15 protein-coding genes and 1 riboswitch are annotated in these 16,643 nt (G+C 59.9%); of the genes, 1 reads left to right on the top strand and 14 read right to left on the bottom strand.

What is annotated here, in order from left to right; all coding sequences use genetic code 11:
- Nucleotides 1-59 precede the first annotated feature (59 nt).
- From BUB72_RS01620 to BUB72_RS01685, 14 genes are all read right to left on the bottom strand, one after another.
- On the bottom strand, nt 60-1,028 hold the full coding sequence (locus BUB72_RS01620) for a cupin domain-containing protein (protein ID WP_073139509.1): 969 nt from the start codon (nt 1,026-1,028) through the stop codon (nt 60-62).
- A 140-nt stretch (nt 1,029-1,168) separates the two neighbouring features.
- Nucleotides 1,169-2,140 (bottom strand): nuclear transport factor 2 family protein, encoded by a 972-nt coding sequence (locus tag BUB72_RS01625; protein WP_073139512.1) that lies wholly within the window; start codon nt 2,138-2,140, stop codon nt 1,169-1,171.
- A complete protein-coding gene (locus BUB72_RS01630) occupies nt 2,137-3,147 on the bottom strand; it encodes an ester cyclase (RefSeq protein WP_073139515.1) in 1,011 nt (336 codons plus the stop codon). The genes BUB72_RS01625 and BUB72_RS01630 overlap by 4 nt, the downstream gene beginning before the upstream one ends.
- 3 nt (nt 3,148-3,150) lie before the next feature.
- A complete protein-coding gene (locus BUB72_RS01635) occupies nt 3,151-4,164 on the bottom strand; it encodes a LacI family DNA-binding transcriptional regulator (protein WP_073139520.1) in 1,014 nt (337 codons plus the stop codon).
- Nucleotides 4,164-4,928, bottom strand: coding sequence for an SDR family NAD(P)-dependent oxidoreductase (locus tag BUB72_RS01640; protein ID WP_073139524.1), 765 nt, complete (start codon nt 4,926-4,928; stop codon nt 4,164-4,166). The genes BUB72_RS01635 and BUB72_RS01640 overlap by 1 nt, the downstream gene beginning before the upstream one ends.
- Entirely contained in the window at nt 4,925-6,256 is a 1,332-nt protein-coding gene (hisD, locus tag BUB72_RS01645) for a histidinol dehydrogenase (RefSeq protein WP_073139527.1), read from the bottom strand. The genes BUB72_RS01640 and hisD overlap by 4 nt, the downstream gene beginning before the upstream one ends.
- A 12-nt stretch (nt 6,257-6,268) precedes the next feature.
- The gene (locus BUB72_RS01650) at nt 6,269-6,754 is read right to left on the bottom strand and encodes an ester cyclase (protein ID WP_073139531.1); all 486 of its coding nucleotides are present in this window, start codon (nt 6,752-6,754) and stop codon (nt 6,269-6,271) included.
- Nucleotides 6,754-7,806 carry an ABC transporter ATP-binding protein gene (locus BUB72_RS01655; RefSeq protein ID WP_073139536.1) on the bottom strand — a complete coding sequence of 351 codons (1,053 nt, stop codon included), beginning with the start codon at nt 7,804-7,806 and terminating at the stop codon, nt 6,754-6,756. Before BUB72_RS01655 ends, BUB72_RS01650 begins: the two co-directional genes overlap by 1 nt.
- An 11-nt stretch (nt 7,807-7,817) precedes the next feature.
- Nucleotides 7,818-8,699 carry a carbohydrate ABC transporter permease gene (locus BUB72_RS01660; protein WP_073139539.1) on the bottom strand — a complete coding sequence of 294 codons (882 nt, stop codon included), beginning with the start codon at nt 8,697-8,699 and terminating at the stop codon, nt 7,818-7,820.
- A gap of 12 nt (nt 8,700-8,711) precedes the next feature.
- On the bottom strand, nt 8,712-9,734 hold the full coding sequence (locus tag BUB72_RS01665; protein ID WP_073139542.1) for a carbohydrate ABC transporter permease: 1,023 nt from the start codon (nt 9,732-9,734) through the stop codon (nt 8,712-8,714).
- Nucleotides 9,735-9,817: 83 nt separating this feature from the next.
- A complete protein-coding gene (locus tag BUB72_RS01670; protein ID WP_073139546.1) occupies nt 9,818-11,053 on the bottom strand; it encodes an ABC transporter substrate-binding protein in 1,236 nt (411 codons plus the stop codon).
- Nucleotides 11,054-11,696: 643 nt separating this feature from the next.
- Nucleotides 11,697-13,280 carry a thiamine pyrophosphate-binding protein gene (locus BUB72_RS01675; RefSeq protein WP_073139549.1) on the bottom strand — a complete coding sequence of 528 codons (1,584 nt, stop codon included), beginning with the start codon at nt 13,278-13,280 and terminating at the stop codon, nt 11,697-11,699.
- Between the two features lies 1 nt (nt 13,281).
- Nucleotides 13,282-14,730, bottom strand: coding sequence for a TrkH family potassium uptake protein (locus tag BUB72_RS01680; protein ID WP_073139552.1), 1,449 nt, complete (start codon nt 14,728-14,730; stop codon nt 13,282-13,284).
- 127 nt (nt 14,731-14,857) lie between these two features.
- Nucleotides 14,858-15,916 carry a saccharopine dehydrogenase family protein gene (locus BUB72_RS01685; RefSeq protein ID WP_073139556.1) on the bottom strand — a complete coding sequence of 353 codons (1,059 nt, stop codon included), beginning with the start codon at nt 15,914-15,916 and terminating at the stop codon, nt 14,858-14,860.
- Nucleotides 15,917-16,042: 126 nt separating this feature from the next.
- Between BUB72_RS01685 and BUB72_RS01690 the strand changes: the two genes are divergently transcribed.
- Nucleotides 16,043-16,474, top strand: a complete 432-nt coding sequence (locus tag BUB72_RS01690) for an Lrp/AsnC family transcriptional regulator (RefSeq protein ID WP_073139560.1) — start codon at nt 16,043-16,045, stop codon at nt 16,472-16,474.
- A gap of 87 nt (nt 16,475-16,561) precedes the next feature.
- Nucleotides 16,562-16,639, top strand: a riboswitch (SAM riboswitch).
- The last annotated feature ends 4 nt before the right edge of the window (nt 16,640-16,643 follow it).

Below are 16,643 nucleotides of genomic sequence, written 5' to 3' on the forward strand. Positions count from 1 at the left end.
GCCCTTTCAACGGTCATCTGGTGAAGCGCCGGTTCCCCGCGGGGAACCGGCAAATCCTGCTAGCCTTTCCAAGTCGCTCCGGCGGCGTCATCGGTGGCGACCACGTGATAGAGCGACGCCTCTCCGGTCATCGACGGCACGGCGGAATGCATCAGGTTCTCAGGCACCGACATCGTGTCGCCGGGGGCCAGCGTGACTGAGCCGCCGTCATAGTCGACGCGCCAGTGGCCGTGCATAGGCATCAGCACCGACGGGCGGTCATGCTTGTGCTTCTTGTCGGACGCACTTTCGCGGGTAATCAGATCGACCTCGAAACCCGGCTTGTCGCGGATCAGGCCTTTCTCGCCGATCACCTTGACCGGCTTGCCGCTGCGCCCCAGCGCCTTCATGTCGAGATAGCGCCGCACATAGCCGCCGATCACGTCCATCGGGGTGGGCTTGTCGACCTTGTCCAACTCGTCCTGTGTCAGAAGCTGCATGGGTTTTACGCCGTCAGGCAGGCTTTGGCCCTTCTTGCTGTCATAAAGCTTGCCGTTGTCACCCAGCACCAAGCCGTGCGCCTTGGCGTCCTTGATCACATGCGGTGCCCAGATCACGCCACCGCCCGCGTCGTCACCGCCCAGAATGGCCATTATCATCCCGTAATCCGTGCCGATATTCTCGAAGCCACGGAAGATGTTGGTGGGGATGTTGAAGATGTCGCCCTCCTCCAGCACCACCTCGCCCAGATCGCCATGCTCGCCCCAGAAGAAGCGCCAGCGGCCCTTGAGGATGAAGAACACCTCCGCCGTGCGGTGGTTGTGTAACGAGTTGCGGCAATGGGGCGGCTGGCCCGCAGCGCCGATGTTGAACCCGTGAGGGATGCTAATATGCACATGCTGGTCGGGGGATTCAGAGACCCCGCCGCCGATAATGGTGAAGTTCTCCTTCTGGTCGCTGCCCGGCGTATGGGCGTCAATGAAGGCGGTTTTGCAAGGCTGCAGATCGCCATAGCGAACGATGCGGGCTTCCATGTCTTGAGGTGTCATTTGATTGGTTCCTGACTGAAATTATCTAGGGATGTGAATTTCTTGCACCCACCCCGACGGCGGGCGCAAATTCAGCCTGCGCGCCCTGCGGCTCTTCAAAAACCCGTGCACAGGCAACAGCGAGCGGGCGCGTTGCAACATTACTGCGCGCCCTGATGTAGCAAAATCTGCTTCCAGATCGCCACTTCGTCGATCAACGTGAACTCGCGGCGCAGGCCCCATTCGCCCCATTCCGCATGGGTGATGCCCATAACATGCACCTCGGCCCCTGTTGGCGCGCCGAAGTAGCCCGGCCCGCTATGCTTGCCGGTCAGCGACCAGCGCACGGCGGCGCGGTTGGGTGTTCCAGCGTCAGAGCGGCCGATCTGGTGGTGGATTTCGAACTTTGCCGTCGGGAAGCTTGAGCGCAGGCGCATCCAGTCGGTCTCCGGGAATTCCCAAGACCAGCCATTGCGCGCGCCCCAATGCTCGGTGCAAACCGCGCGGTCGTATTCGTTGCGGATGACCGTGAAGTCCTTGTCCATGATCCGTTGCAGGATACCCGCCAGCTTGGCACCCCATTCGTTGTCATTGCCACGCCCCATGTAAGGGCCGTCGACGTCATGCGACGGATGGAACGGGCGCGTGCATTTCTCCGGCCCGCCCTCTTGCTCGATCTGCCAAGCGGCGTAGTCTTTCGGGTCCCAGCCGAGCTGCCGTGCGATGCCGCCAACGTCACGGATCAGCCATTCGTCGTCGATCACGTCATCCTTGGCCGCGCAATCAGCGATGGTGCGGACCTGAAATGTCCGCCCTGTCGGAGGCCCGAACGCCCCGTGACCCGTATGCGTCCCGCCCGTCACAATGCGGTGCGAGGACAGGTAGCGGTCGCCATCTTGCGACCAGATCACATCCTCGCCCAGCAGGTAGCGGTCGGGGAATTCGGCCAGCGTCGCCAGCGTCCCGTCGATCACGCTGGCATTGCCCGTCACCAGGCCGGAGGGAAAGCGCATCGGGATGTCCTTGCCGTAATAGTGGTGCAAGGTGGCAAGGCCGCGATCCTCCCAAATCTCTTTGGTGATTTTGATAATGTAGTCCGGCAAGTCCTTGAACTGGTTCGAAAAGCCCTTCATTCGTGATGTCCTGTCTGTAGCAATATCTGTTTCCAGATCGCGGTTTCATCAATCAATGTGTATTCGCGGCGGATGGTCGGCTCGCCGGTTCCGAACGGGCCGAACTCGGCGTGGCTGATGCCCATGATGTAGACCTCTGCCCCTGTTGGCGTGCCAAAGCGGCCCCAGCCGGAATGTTTGCCGTGCAGAGACCAGCGGACCGCCGAACGCGGCGGCATCAGCGGGTCGTCTCGGCCAATGACGTGCTCGATGGTAAACGTCGCATCGGGAAACGCCGCGCGCAGGCTCATCCAGAACTGGTCCGCTTCGGACCAACCCATCGCGTCATGCGCGGCGGGGTAATGCAGTGCACAGGCGCGGTCGTATCGTTTGGGGATCACGTGCATATCGGCGGCCATGATCGCGCGTAGCGTATCTGCGTAGCGTTCGCCCCATTCACTGTCATTGCCCGTGCGGGTATACGGCCCCAACACATCATTGGCGGGGGTCATCGGCCTCACGCAGTGCTCTGCCCCGCCTTCGCGGGCAATCAGGTCGCGGGTCCAGTCCACGATGTCGGCCCCCATCTGCTGCACGATGGCCGACTGGTCGCGCACCAGCCATTCGTCATAGACCGCGTCGTCGCGGATCGCGCAGTCGGCAAGGATGCGGTAGGCAAAGCGTCGCCACGTGGGTGCGCCATACATGCCCGGATGGGTGTGCGTCGCGGTGCAGTAAAGGCGGTGCGAAGACAGGTAGGCGTCCGAGGTTTCGGTCGCACCCTCAGGGTCGTCGCACCAGATCACGTCCTCGCCCAGCAACGCGCGGTCGGGGAACTCGGCCAGCGTCGCCATAGTTGCGGCGATGACGCGGGAATTGTCGACCACCACCGACGCCGGAGAGCGCACAATCAGCCCGTCCGCATAGCGTTTGCGCAGGGAGCCGATTTCGCGGTCCTCCCAGATTTCCTTGGTGATGCCGATGATAAAATCGGGGACGTCACGCCATTTGCTGTCAAATCCGCGCATGGTTTATCCTTTTGCCGGAGCCGTCGATCCACGCTGGATCAATGCGCCCTCTAGTTTTGCCCGATGTGCAGGGCGCGTGGGGTCCTCTATCCGCTGCATCAATGCCTCCACCGTTTGGGCGACCATGCGGTTGATTGGCTGGCGGTAGCTGGTCAGGTCATAGGCGGGCCACGCGGCGATTGGCACGTCGTCGAACCCAGCGACGCTGATATCCTCGGGAACCCGCAGACCGAGCTTGAAGCGCAAGGCGTCCATGACGGCGAAGGCCATATGGTCGTTGCAGACGAAGATCGCGTCGGGACGATCAGTTCCTGCACACATCTCAAGGGCTGCAGCGCGAGCGTCGGCATAGAGGAAGTTGCCCGCTTCACGCGCAGACAATTCCAGCCCCGAGGCCGCCAAGCCATCGCGAAAACCGCGCTCGCGGTCGCGCTGCGTCGAGGCCTCCTCGAAACCGGCAATATAGCCGATGCGTTTGTGACCAAGCTCCGCAAAATGCGTCCCGATGGCAAAACCGCCACCGTAGTTATCGGTTGTGATCGACGACATGCGCGCGTCATCTTGTTCGCGGTTGAACAACACCACTGGGATGCCGTGTTCCGCGCAGCGGGTGCTGAGGCTGGAGGACATGGAGACCGAGGCCAACACGATCCCTTCGACCTGATGGTCAAGGATTTCCTCCATCACGTCCTGTACCCCGTCGCCCGCCGTGGGTGAGGCCATGAACATCAGCACGTGATAGCCACGCTCTTGCAGGGCGTTGGACAGCCGCTCTACCGCTTCGGGGTAGAACTGGTTTTCCAGATAGGCGACCACCAGCCCGATCATCCGGCTTTTGCCGGTGATCATCGCGCGGGCCATGGCGTTGGGCCGATAGCCCAGCTCGGCCGCAGCCTTCTTCACCTTCGCAGCGGTTGCAGGTGACGCGGAGGCGCCATTGGTGAACACCCGGCTGACAGCCGATTGGCTGACGCCCGCGCGCTCCGCAACCTGAAGAGAGGTGATTTTGCGTGGCATCAATCTGCCGTCCATCCGCCGTCGATGAGCATGTGGGTCCCTGTCATTAGCGCAGATGCATCCGAGGCCAGATAAACCACCGGCCCCATAATGTCGGTGACCTCACCCACACGGCCCAGCTTGATCTTTTCCTCGATCCATTTGACCCGTTCGGGGTTATCAAACGTGCTTTCGGTCAGGGGCGTGCGAATGAAGGTCGGGCAGATGGTGTTGACGCGGATACCCTGCGGCCCCCACTCGATTGCCATGGCCTTGGTGAAACCTTCCACCGCGTGTTTGGTGCCGCAATAGACCGCGCGGTCGATGCCGCCGACATGGGCCATCTGGCTGGTGATATTGATCAGCGAGCCGGGTTTACCTGCATCCATCAGGCCTTTGGCCACGGCGGTGGTCAGGAAATAGGCGCCCTTGAAGTTCAGGTCGGACACGCGGTCGAAGTCTTCTTCCTGCGTCTCAAGCGCGGGGCTGTGAATGGCGAGACCGGCGGAGTTCACCAGAATGTCGAACGGGCCGGCTTCGGCCACGGCGGCTTGCATCGCGGATATATCCGCGACATCCAGCGGCAGAGCGAGGGCATTGAACCCTGCGTCTTTCAACTCCTGCGCGGTGGCCTCCAGCTTGTCTGCGGAGCGTGCGGCCAGCGTAACCTCCGCCCCCGCTTCTGCCAGCGCCACGGCACAGGCAAGCCCTATGCCAGAGGACGCGCCCGTCACCAGCGCGCGTTTACCGGTCAGGTTGAACGAAGGTGTCTGTGGCAGGTTCATTCTGCGGCGTCCTTATACGGGGCTGGACCGCCATAGGGCACGTTAACGCCACCATAGCGGCGCACGCGCACGTTGCACTGCTCGGCATGGCCCACGAAGCCTTCCAGCAGGCACAGGCGCGAGCCATAAGCGCCGATCTCGGCGGCGGCGGCGTCGGTGGTGATCTTCTGGTAGCTGTGCGTTTTCAGATACTTGCCGACCCATAAGCCGCCCGTATACCGCCCTGCCTTCTTGGTGGGCAACGTGTGGTTGGTGCCGATGACCTTGTCGCCATTGGCCACATTTGTCCGCGCCCCGAGGAACAGCGCACCATAGCAAGTCATGTGCTCAAGGAACCAGTCGTCGCGGTCGGTCATCACCTGCACATGCTCGGATGCAATGTCGTCGGCCACGGCCAGCATTTCGTCATATGTGTCGCAGACGATCACCTCGCCGTAATCTTCCCAGCTTTTCCCAGCGGTATCGGCCGTGGGCATGATTTCCAACAAACGGTCGATCTCGGCCAGCGTGTCCTTCGCCAGTTTCTCGGAGTTGGTCAGCAGCACCGCGGGCGAGTTGTAGCCATGCTCCGCCTGCCCCAGCAGATCGGTCGCGCAAAGCTCTCCGTCTGCGGCGGTCTCGTCGGCGATCACCATGGTCTCGGTCGGGCCTGCGAACAGGTCGATGCCGACGCGGCCAAACAGCTGGCGTTTGGCTTCGGCGACGAAGGCGTTGCCGGGACCGACGAGCATATGCACCGGCTCAATCGTCTCGGTGCCAATGGCCATGGCACCGACGGCTTGGATGCCCCCCAGTACGTAAATCTCATGCGCCCCGCCCATATGCATGGCGGCGATAACGGCAGGGTTCGGCTCGCCCTTAAACGGTGGAGTGCAAGCCACAATGCGCGGCACTTTGGCGACGCTGGCGGTGGCAACGGACATATGGGCCGAGGCGACCATGGGGAACTTGCCGCCCGGCACGTAGCAGCCGACAGACTGCACGGGAATGTTCTTGTGACCGAGGATCACGCCCGGCATCGGCTCCACCTCAATATCAAGCATCGAGTCCCGCTGCGCCTGCGCAAATTTGCGCACCTGTTCCTGCGCGAAACGGATATCGGCCATGTCGCGGTCGGACACCTTGGCGATGATGGACTGGATGTCTTCGTCGGACAGGCGGTAACTCGCAGGGCTGTAATTGTCGAACTTCTCGGCCATTTCCCGCACCGCTGCGTCGCCACGGGCTTCAATCGCCTTCAACCCGTCTTCGACGATGGCACGTACTTTGGCGTCATCTTCTGCACGGGCAGCTTCGGAGCGGGCGGTTTTCAGATGGCGAATGGTCATTGTCTTGCGTCCTTATTTCGGGTGTTGCGGCGTGGCGGTGCCGTCGTCGTAATGCTCCCAACCATGGCCATCGAACACGTCACGACCCAGCTGGGCGAGGATGGATGGAAAGTCGACGGAGACCCAGTTGTCCTTGATCCGCCCGTCCTCGACCTTCCAGAAATCCATATACGGAATTTTCACGCGTTTTCCGGTCGCCTCGATCCCCATGAAGGGGCCGGAATGCGTCGCCTCGATATGGCCGAAGCAAGACGCCCATTCACCTTCGCAGATGAAGCGGTCGGTTTTGTAGTCGCGCTCGGTGAACGCGGCACGGAGTGGCAATTGCCAGTTGTTGCGGAACGCCTGCAAATCCGGCTTGGTGCCGCAGCCCTGGTTGCCCATCCAGCGAAAATCCTCGTGGAAATGGGCCGCCATGTCATTGGAGTCGGCCCCAAGCGCTGCCTCCATCCGCAAGATCACCTGACGGGTTGCCTCAGCTTGTTCAGTGGGTGTCATTACAGCGCAATCCTTTCGCCCGAAGCCGTGTCGAACAGGTGGCAAATGCTGGCCGGAATGCTGGCCTGCACGACGTCACCGATCTCGGCGCGGTATTCCTTGTTGGTCTTGATCGACACCAAAGCGCCGCCAAGCCGCCATGTGATCATCGACGCCTCGCCCAGCAATTCGATCGAATACATGGGCGCGGAGATTTGCCCGCCTGTGTCGACGATCTCTGCATCCTCGGCACGAAAGCCAAGCGTGATGTTGCCGGACGGACCGGTGGGCAGGCCTTCGACCCTGATACCCTCTCCGGTAAAGGTGCCACCTTCCAGCGCGCCTTCGACAAGGTTCATCGCTGGCGAGCCAATGAAGCTGGCCACAAAGGTGTTGGCAGGCATGTCGTAGATATCCGTCGGCGTGCCGACCTGCTGGATCTTGCCTGCGTTCATCACCACCACACGGTCCGCCAAGGTCATGGCCTCAATCTGGTCATGGGTCACATAAACGGTCGTGGTCTTCAGCTTCGATTGCAGGTTTTTGATCTGCGCCCGCGTGCTGACACGCAGCTTGGCGTCGAGGTTGGACAACGGCTCGTCCATCAGGAACACTGTGGGCTTGCGCACAATGGCGCGCCCCAAGGCGACCCGCTGGCGCTGGCCACCGGACAGCTCGGCGGGGCGGCGGTGCATGAAGTCCTCAAGCTCGGTCATATGGATGGCCTTCATGACCATCTCGTCGTGCTTTTCTTTCGGCACCTTACGCACTCGTAGCGGGAAACGAATGTTCTCGTAGACGGTCAGGTTCGGGTAAAGACCATAGGACTGGAACACCATGGAGATGTCGCGGTCCTTCGGCTCCAGATCATTGACGACACGGTCGCCCAGAATGATCTCGCCGTCGGTCACGTCTTCTAGCCCTGCAATCATCCGCATGGTCGTGGACTTGCCGCAGCCGGACGGGCCCAGCAGCACGAGGAATTCCTCATCTGCAATGTCGAGGTTGAAGTTGTCGACACCGACGAAGGAGCCCCAACGCTTGTTGACGTTCTTGAGTTGAAGTCTGGCCATAGTGAGCCCCTTTATCCTTTGACGGCGCCAGCGGTCAGCCCGCTTACGATTTGACGTTGGAAGAACATAACCATCACGAATAGCGGTGCCGTCGCAGAGACAACTGCCGACACGGCGAACATGACGTTACCCTTGGTTTGCGTGGTGCCAAGGAAGCTTGCGATCTTGGGTATCATGGTCTGGTTTTCTTTGCTCAGCAGCATCGTGGTCACGGCAAAGTCGTTATAGGCCAGCAGGAAGCTGAACAGGCCCGTCGTGATAACTCCCGGCCACATCACCGGAATGATCACGTGGCGGAAGGCCTGAAACCGCGTGCAGCCATCGACCATGGCGCTTTCGTCCAGATCCTTGGGGATGTTCTTGAAGAACGAATGCAGCATCCACAGGGTAAACGGCTGGTTGATCGCCACCAGCACGATCACGGTCGTGTAAAGATGGCCCCAAAGGTTCCACTCAAAGAACGGCAACAGGTAGCCCGACACCAGCGTGATCGGCGGCATGGCGCGAAACATCAGCGCGAACAGCAAGAACCAGAACGCATAGCGGTGGGTCGAGCGCGCAAGGGCGTAGCCCCCCAACGTGCCGCAGGTCAGCGAGACGGTCACAACGAACACACACACGATTGTGGTGTTCAGTGCCGCGCGCCAGAACTCTTCTTGCACCCAAGCGCCCTCATAACCGGCACCGGTGAAGCTGCCCCCTGTTTCGGCCTGTGTCAGGGTGCCGAACAGGGCATTGGCCCAGTTGGCCTTGGAGAAGAAATCCCCCTCGACCTTGAACGACCCCCACAGAGTCCACAAAAACGGGAAGGCGGCGACAAGCAGCCAGATCACCAGAAACGAGGTCGCCATGATCCGGATCGTGGGTGGTTGGCGTGTAGCTTTGCTGGACATATCTTGCCCCCCCTACTTGCGGTCAAAGTCGCGCCATGTCCGAACAAGGACCGGCGAGAGAAGGATGGCAATGCCGATGATGGTCAGCACCGATGTCGCAGCGGCCGAGGACAGCAAGCGCGTCTCGCCCCCAAGGTCGTTGTAGATCGCATAGGACAGCGACGTGGCATGCGCCGAGGCCTGAAAACTGACAATCGGCTCGAACACCCGGAAGTTGTCCATCAACTGGATCAACGCCACGAAGGTCACCAGCGGCAACAAATGCGGCACCACCACAAAGCGGATACGTTCCCAACGGGTTGCCCCGTCGACCATCGCGGATTCCAGCGTATCGGTGTTGACCGTTTGCAGACCGGCATAAAACACGACGAAAGCGAAAGGGGCCGCGTGCCAGACCCCGTAGACCATCAGCATGATCCACATCAGCCCCGTTGATGCCTTGACCGATAGGTTCGGATCATCGGTTAGCCATTGCAATCCGGTCCCCAAAATACCGCGCGCATCCACCATCCAGAACAGGATCAGCGACCCCACAAGTGGTGTCACGATCATCGGCAGCAGCGAGAAAAAGATCGTCGGGCCTTTCAGGGCCTTGGCGACGGAGTTGACGGCAATGGCGACAAAGAACCCCAGAAGAATGGTCAGCGGCGTTACAACGGCGGTGTAGGTCAAGGTGAATCCCATCGCCTTGTAGAACGGCAGGTTCATCAGGCTGCGCCCGAAATCCGGCAGCCCGTCCGAATTCACCCAAGCCGCGGCGACTTCGCCGAAGGCCAGATGGTTGCGGTCCTTGTAGATGTCCAGTCCCGCGAATTTGCCCAAAGGCTCGGCCTCGCGGAGGGCGGCGGTGGCCTCTTGGTCGACGGAGGTTTCCATCGAGCAGCCGAACGGCCCGCAGTTTTTAACTTGAACAACGACCTGCTCATGGGCGGTGTAGAAAGACTGGCTGACCACCGACACAATCGGAAAGGCAATGAAAGCCAGCATCAACAAGGTGGACGGAAGAACGAACCAGAAGAATGAACTGTGTTTCATAGCTTGAGCTGCCTGTTGTGAATGGGGGCAGTAAAAAAGGGCGCGACGGCGTCAGGTCGGCGCGCCCTTTTGGAAGAGACGGCTTACTTGACGTAGCCCTGCTCTTTTGCGGCAGCTGTGTAGGCCGCTTCGATGTCGGCCAGCGTCTGTTCGGCGCTTTCCTTGCCAGTCAGGAAGTCTGCAATGTTGTCACCGGACGCGGTGTGCAGCAGACCCATGTAAGGCAGCATCGGGTAAGGCTTCGATCCGGCTTCAACCGCAGCCAGAACCCCCGCCGAGACCGGTGCAGGCTTGTAGCCTTCAATCAGCCAAACCGCTTGGTTCATGGTCGTGTCGTTCAGGATTTCAGGCGAAACCGCATGGACCAGTGCTTGGAACGTCGCAGCGGCATCTTCGTCGCTGACGTTTTTCGCAACGGTCCAGCCATCCCACCACAAGGTGGTTGCAGGCACACCGCTGTCGCCGACCATAAGCGGGCCTGAAACCTTGGTATTTTCATAAACGACCGGCTCGGAGCCTTCGTCGTCCATCAGGTTCTGCATCCGGCTGCCCCACATGTTCATCAGCGCGACATTGCCAGCTTCCCATTCGGCCTGCGTGCCGTTGGAATCGTGGGTCAGGTAGTCAGGATTCATGTATTCGGTCAGCGCTTTCATCATCTCCAGCGTGGCAACACCTTGCGGGTTGTTGATCGAGATGTTCGCAGTGCCCGGCTCGAAGAATTCGCCGCCATGGCCGATATACATGTTGTTGAATTCCTGCGCGAGGTTCCAACCGGCGGCATATGCACCGCCCACAGGGTTTTCCATGATGCCCGCGTCACGGATCGCCTTGGCCGCAACAAGCACGTCCTCATAGGAGGTCGGAACATCAAGACCGACTTCTTCCAGAACGTCGGACCGGTAGGCCAATGTTTGCGAGTTTGCCATGAAGGCAACAGCCATGATGTTGCCACCAACGGTGATCAACTGGCGCTGTGGGATGTCTTTGCCATATTCCGCGACAAGGGCGTCCAGCGGCTGGATGACGTCTTCGTTGATCAACGCCACGATGGACGAGTTGGCAACGATCGCACTGGTGTATTCAGCCGGGTTGCCGGACATGCCAGCCACATTCAGTGTCTGGTGGTCAGCAGTCAGGTTTGACTCAATCGTTGCACCAGTGCACTCGGCTGCGGCAGCGGCAACTGTCTGGATGGCAGGGAATTCGTTGCCGATGATGTTCACACGGCCACTGTCGATCGTGCAAGCAGCGCTCGCAGCACCGGCGGCGACGACAAGGGCGCTCGCGGCGACCGTCGATTTGATAAAGGTTTTCATTGCGGATTCTCCCGTTGTTGGCAGTAGTCCCGTGCCTCCCGAAGGGGATCACCGGATTTTTATAATAGTTGGCCGGACCGTTAAGCGGCCCTGACGTCCCCAACGGTAGCGATTGTTGAATACGCATGCAATAATTTTAGTTTCGCCGCTGCAAACCCCATCCACCTAGGGATGCGCGCTGGCATGGTTCACAAAAATTCTAACAAGAAAACCGCAGTTTACTTGGGGATAGGCCATCGCTCGGATGCCAGAACCACTGCCTTGGCAGACGGCATTCCGACGCTTTATGCGCCTAAGGCTCACCAGCTCCGACTCCGTCTAAAGAGCGAATCTCAAGAGGCTGATTCTCTGGCGTAAATCTTACGTTTCCGACTGATTTACCCATTTTTTCCTCAATAAAAACTGGATCGCTGTGCTTTTAAATCGCATCGGCAAAGGCTCTCTCGCCAATGGACTGATAGGTCGCACGGTCAGCGGGTTTCCAAGTGCATCCGAATATGTGGCCCCGGCGCGCGGCAGGTGCCGACAGAAGTGCCAGACTTACGGCCAAAAAGCCAATTCAACCCGACAGACAGGCTTTGCATGCGAATGCAACCACAAGAGGGTTTTTCAAACAGAATTCGTGCAGACGGCAGATCAAAGATTAGCCGAGCGCGGTCTCCGGCGTCACATGGATCAATGTCGGCCCGTCGGCGGCCAGCGCCTCGGTCACCGCGTGCTGGAACGCCTCCAGTGAACGCGGGGCAACCGCGCGGGCACCGTAAGCTTCCGCCAGTTTGCAGAAATCGGGGTTGCGGGCGACCACCGCATTGGGCGCGATCTGCGCTCGGATCATGCCGTCCTCGATCTCTTTCAGCTTGCCGTTGTCCCACACGATGATCGGCAGGCTCAGACCCAGCTCCACCGCCGTCGCCAGTTCCTGAATGTTGTACTGAAAGCCGCTGTCGCCGTTGATCGAGATCACCGGATTGTCCCCTGCCCCCACCTTGCCGCCGATAGCCGCTGGCAGCGCGTAGCCCAATGTGCCGAAGCCCGAGGGGTGGTGCCAGTGGCCGGGGCGGTCCATCGGGAAGGTCTCGTTGGCGACATAGGCGAATTGGGTCATGTCGGAGAAGATCATCGTCTCGCGCGGCAGCACCGCGCGCAGCGCGTCCACCAGCGGGACGATCCCCGGACGGTCCGCATCCGTCTCGGCGCGCCACTTCGCCCGCAAGGCGGTGATCGCAGCCGCATCCCAATCGCTGCCGGTCGGCTCCATCACCGCCAGAAGCGCCTCGCAAAAGACCGTACAATCGGCCAGCACAGGATCGGTGACGTTATGACGATCCACCAGCATCTGAGGATCAAGGTCAACGCGGATCATCGGGCAGTCATGGCCCAGCGGCTCGCGCCAGAGGTCACATTCGGACAGCTCGCTGCCAAGTACCAGCACCAGATCCGCCTGCCCCATGATATCAGCACTACCCGCGCGGCTCAGACACGCGCCAAAGCTCAACGGTGCGTCGTCGCCAAACAGGCCGCGCCCCGCATTGGTCATGAACACGGCAGCCCCTGCACGGGTCGCAACCTCCGCAGCAAGCCCCCCCGCGCGACACGCGCCGCCGCCAAGGATCACCACCGGACGCTTGGCCGCAGACAGCATCCCCGCGATGCGGGCGATCTGGTCGGAGTTGGGGGCGTCGAACGCCACCTGCACCGAGCGATCCGCTGCGGGCGCGGCCTCCGCTTCCAGCAACGCGATCGGCACGTTCATCAGCTTGGGGCGCGGGCGCGAGGTCTGGAACTCCAGCAGTGCGCGGTCGATCAGATGGTACGCGGCGTTCGCAGTGCGCGGGGTCTCCGACCACTCGGCAACGGTCGCACCTGCGCCCTCTTGGTCCAGCATCTGGTGCAATTGGCCACGGGTCGCCACCGTCTCGTCTAGGCAGGACGCAATGACCAGCAGCGGCACGCTATCCGAATAGGCCTGCCCGACGGGGTTCATGATGTTGCACAGCCCCGGCCCGGTGATCACATAGGCCACGCCGGGCGTGCCCGTCGCCCGCGCATAGCCGTCCGCCATGAAGCCCGCACCTTGCTCGTTGCGGGCCAGCACATGGGTAATCCCCGCCTCCTCGATCCCGCGATACATTTCTTGATTGTGCACACCGGGAATGCCGAAAATGACCTGCACGCCGCGGGATTTCAACATATGCGACAGCTGCGCGCCGAGGGGTTTGGTGGACATATCAGGCTCTCCAGAAACGTATGGTGAAAATTGCGTAGACGGCCAGTAGCTCCAGCCGTCCGATCAACATGCCAGCAGCCAGCAGCCACTTGGCAGTGTCGTTCAGCCCCGAGAAGTTGCCCGACGGCCCGATCTCGCTGCCAAGGCCGGGGCCGATATTGGCCAAGGCGGTCGCCGCACCGGAAACCGAGGTGATAAAGTCCAGCCCGGTCAGGCCCAGCAGCACCGACAGCATTCCCAACGAGACAACGAACATCACAAAGAACGACATTACCGAGGACAACACATCCTCGCTCACAGGTTTGCCGTCATACCGCGGCTGGAACAGGCCGTGCGGCGAGTGGATACGACGCACCTGCGCCTTGATCGAGGCAAACAACAACTGGTAGCGGAAGATTTTGACCGAGCACGCGGTCGAGCCAGCACAGCCGCCGATCAGACCCAGAAAGAAGAACACGGCCACCGCAAGACTGCCCCAAAGCTGGTAGTCCACGCTGGCATAGCCCGTGCCGGAAATGATCGACACCACGTTGAACAGCCCCTCACGGAACCCCTCCTCCGGATGATCCCCGAAGACGAACAGGCGGAACAAGGTAAACAGCAGGGTAAAGCCCAGAATGGTCGCCAGATAGGCCCGCAACTGGCTGTCCCTCAGCAGCGGCTTGGCCGACCCGGAGAGCAGCTGGACATAGCGCACAAACGGCAGCGACGCCAAGATCATGAAGAACGAGGCCACATATTCCGGTGTCCCCTGAAACGCCCCGAACGAGGCGTCCGAGGTCGAAAAGCCGCCGGTCGACATCGTGGTCAACGCGTGGTTGATCGCCTCGAAAGGAGACAACCCGACGACGACATAAGACACGCCACACGCGATCGTCAGGCCCACGTAGAAATAGGAAATCTGCGCGGCAATCTGCACCGCCCGCGGCAGCACCTTGCCCATCGTGTCAAACGCCTCGGAGCGGAAAATCTGCATCCCCCCGACCCTGAGTTCGGGCAGGAACACCATGGCGACAACGATGATACCGATGCCGCCGAACCATTGCAGCATCGACCGCCACAGCTTCAGCCCGTCCGGCAACGCCTCCAACTGGGTAAAGACCGTGGCACCGGTGGTGGTTAGCCCTGACATAGCCTCGAAAAACGCATCGACATAGCGCGCCTCGGTGGCGCCCAGAAACATCGGCAGCGCGCCAAAAATCGGCAGCGCCAGCCAGACGCCAGTGGTCAGCAAAAAGGTTTGCTGAATGGACAACCGGTCGCCCACCCCGTTGGAAGAGGCAAGCGCCATCAACACGCCAATCCCCGTAGTGATGATCGCGCTTTCGGCGAAAGCGGGCCAATGATCATTGCCCACCCACAGGTCTAAAGCCATCGGAATCAGCATCGAAGCCCCGAGGCAGGCGGTAAGCAGGCCAATCACATAGGCCACTGGGCGCGCGTCAAACATAGCGCCAAGGCTTGGAGCGGTGCTGGCAAACTGTCAAGCAGTGCCGTGACATAAGGCCAACTTCGGTGCTCTGTTGAGTTGGCATTCAGGGCTTGCTTTTGCCGACATCTGTCGGCCTCTGTTGCACTCAGTTTGCCGCGTATAAACCGCCTGTCGGTGTCGCAAGGAACGCTTTGAGGCCGATCTCCTCTTGCTTCAAAAACCCCGTTGCCGGCAGTGCGCCATCACGCACCATTTCGATAATCGAGACAACCGAGCCGGCGGTCGTCCACGAAATCGCGGTGCGCTGTTTGCCTGCAACTTCGACGGGGCGGTACGCACGGACGAATTCGCGGCGCTGTAACTTACCGTCGATCATGCCCTCGGCGGACGCGTGTACATAGACAATATCGTCTTCGACGGGCGGTTTCGCATTGATCAAAATTTCGCCCGCTTCTTTGCGGCGGTCCCGCATCAAAAGCTCGTGGAAGAAGAAATTCATCAACTTCGCATGGCCCGGATATCGCATGGTTTTGTAGTCGATATTTGCGACTTTACCCAAATAGGTTTCGCACATGGTGCCCAAGCCGCCCGAGGTGGTGAACGCCTCAAGCTTCATGCCGTCGATATAGATGTCTTCTATCCATTCCATCGGCGACACGAGCTTGCGCGCGCCATCCTCGATCACTTCGCAGTCGTTTAGATATTCATTCACCACGCCTTCGGGGGACCAGTTGAAGGAATAGCCCATCAATCCGGTCGGGTTTTGTGGCAATGCGCCAACACGCATCTTGCACGAGCGGCATTCATCCAACTCGGCAATCAACGACGCGCCGACAATCCCGATAAAACCGGGAGCAAGTCCACATTGCGGGGCCATAAGGCCCTTTGAAGTCTTGCTCAGCTCTATGACACGGTTTGTGGTCGGCACATCTTCGGTCAGGTCGAAATAGTGAATACCTACGCGATGCGCAATTTCAGCCACAGAAATATTCAGATGGAACGGCAAACACGACAGAACGGCATCCTGTTTGGCAAAAACCGCTTCTACACCGCTTGTATCAGTCAAATCCAACGTCTCTACCGGAAACGGCAGGTCGCCACGGGTCGCCAGATCAATGCCCGTCACGTCAAAGCCTGATCCATGCAACAACTCGGCCGCCAGAGAGCCAACTTTACCCAAACCCAAAACCGCAATCTTCTTCATTCAACAAATCCTTCGCGTGCTGTCAGACACGATAAAATCCTATTCCACCGCTACCAAAAATGGCAAAAATCGTTGCAAATCGCTAAAGTTTTGACATTTAGGCAGAGGCCGCAGATAACACGGCGTATGGATGATCTAGACCACCAGCTTTTGCAGCTCCTGACCAAGGACGCGCGCGCCTCAGCGACAGTTCTTGCCCGAAATCTGGGCGTCTCACGCGGCACAATTCAAAACCGCATTGACCGGTTGCAGCATCAAAACGTGATCAAACGGTTCACCGTTGAGCTGTCAGCAGGCAAAACAGATTCGCAAGTGAGCGCCTTTACACTGATCCGGTTGAAAGCGGATGACGGGAAGGCCACCATTCAGTCCTTGCGACGTATTTCTGCGATTTTGGACATCCACACCCTAAGTGGAAGCTTTGATCTTGTCGCCGAGGTGCGGGCGTCTTCGCTGTCAAATCTGGATACCGTTCTGGACAGTATACGCGCCTTGCCTGAGGTCGCGGAAACGCAAAGCCATATCCGGCTATCCTCCAGCAAAGCGGACAATCGTTAAACGCGCAGTATTTTGCAACCAAGGCTCCTGCCCAACTTTGCACAGACAACGCGCCATGGTCTTGACCCTCCTGCCCAGCGGGCGTATTCCCTCTCCCGTGGCGATTTGTTACCGGATTGCGGGCCACGTTAAATATGCTGCTAAAGAGGATGGATTGCTATGAGCCTCC

Origin of the sequence: Litoreibacter ascidiaceicola, from assembly GCF_900129235.1 — a bacterium.
In the GTDB taxonomy this organism is placed as follows: Bacteria; Pseudomonadota; Alphaproteobacteria; order Rhodobacterales; family Rhodobacteraceae; genus Litoreibacter; species Litoreibacter ascidiaceicola.

Bases quoted from the DNA above. Each gene is read 5' to 3' on its own strand.
- BUB72_RS01650 (WP_073139531.1), bottom strand. From the start codon at position 6,754: ATGACACCCACTGAACAAGCTGAGGCAACCCGTCAGGTGATCTTGCGG.
- BUB72_RS01635 (WP_073139520.1), bottom strand. From the start codon at position 4,164: ATGCCACGCAAAATCACCTCTCTTCAGGTTGCGGAGCGCGCGGGCGTC.
- BUB72_RS01625 (WP_073139512.1), bottom strand. From the start codon at position 2,140: ATGAAGGGCTTTTCGAACCAGTTCAAGGACTTGCCGGACTACATTATC.
- hisD (WP_073139527.1), bottom strand. From the start codon at position 6,256: ATGACCATTCGCCATCTGAAAACCGCCCGCTCCGAAGCTGCCCGTGCA.
- BUB72_RS01680 (WP_073139552.1), bottom strand. From the start codon at position 14,730: ATGTTTGACGCGCGCCCAGTGGCCTATGTGATTGGCCTGCTTACCGCC.
- BUB72_RS01640 (WP_073139524.1), bottom strand. From the start codon at position 4,928: ATGAACCTGCCACAGACACCTTCGTTCAACCTGACCGGTAAACGCGCG.
- BUB72_RS01620 (WP_073139509.1), bottom strand. From the start codon at position 1,028: ATGACACCTCAAGACATGGAAGCCCGCATCGTTCGCTATGGCGATCTG.
- BUB72_RS01630 (WP_073139515.1), bottom strand. From the start codon at position 3,147: ATGCGCGGATTTGACAGCAAATGGCGTGACGTCCCCGATTTTATCATC.
- BUB72_RS01690 (WP_073139560.1), top strand. From the start codon at position 16,043: ATGGATGATCTAGACCACCAGCTTTTGCAGCTCCTGACCAAGGACGCG.
- BUB72_RS01665 (WP_073139542.1), bottom strand. From the start codon at position 9,734: ATGAAACACAGTTCATTCTTCTGGTTCGTTCTTCCGTCCACCTTGTTG.
- BUB72_RS01685 (WP_073139556.1), bottom strand. From the start codon at position 15,916: ATGAAGAAGATTGCGGTTTTGGGTTTGGGTAAAGTTGGCTCTCTGGCG.
- BUB72_RS01670 (WP_073139546.1), bottom strand. From the start codon at position 11,053: ATGAAAACCTTTATCAAATCGACGGTCGCCGCGAGCGCCCTTGTCGTC.
- BUB72_RS01655 (WP_073139536.1), bottom strand. From the start codon at position 7,806: ATGGCCAGACTTCAACTCAAGAACGTCAACAAGCGTTGGGGCTCCTTC.
- BUB72_RS01675 (WP_073139549.1), bottom strand. From the start codon at position 13,280: ATGTCCACCAAACCCCTCGGCGCGCAGCTGTCGCATATGTTGAAATCC.
- BUB72_RS01660 (WP_073139539.1), bottom strand. From the start codon at position 8,699: ATGTCCAGCAAAGCTACACGCCAACCACCCACGATCCGGATCATGGCG.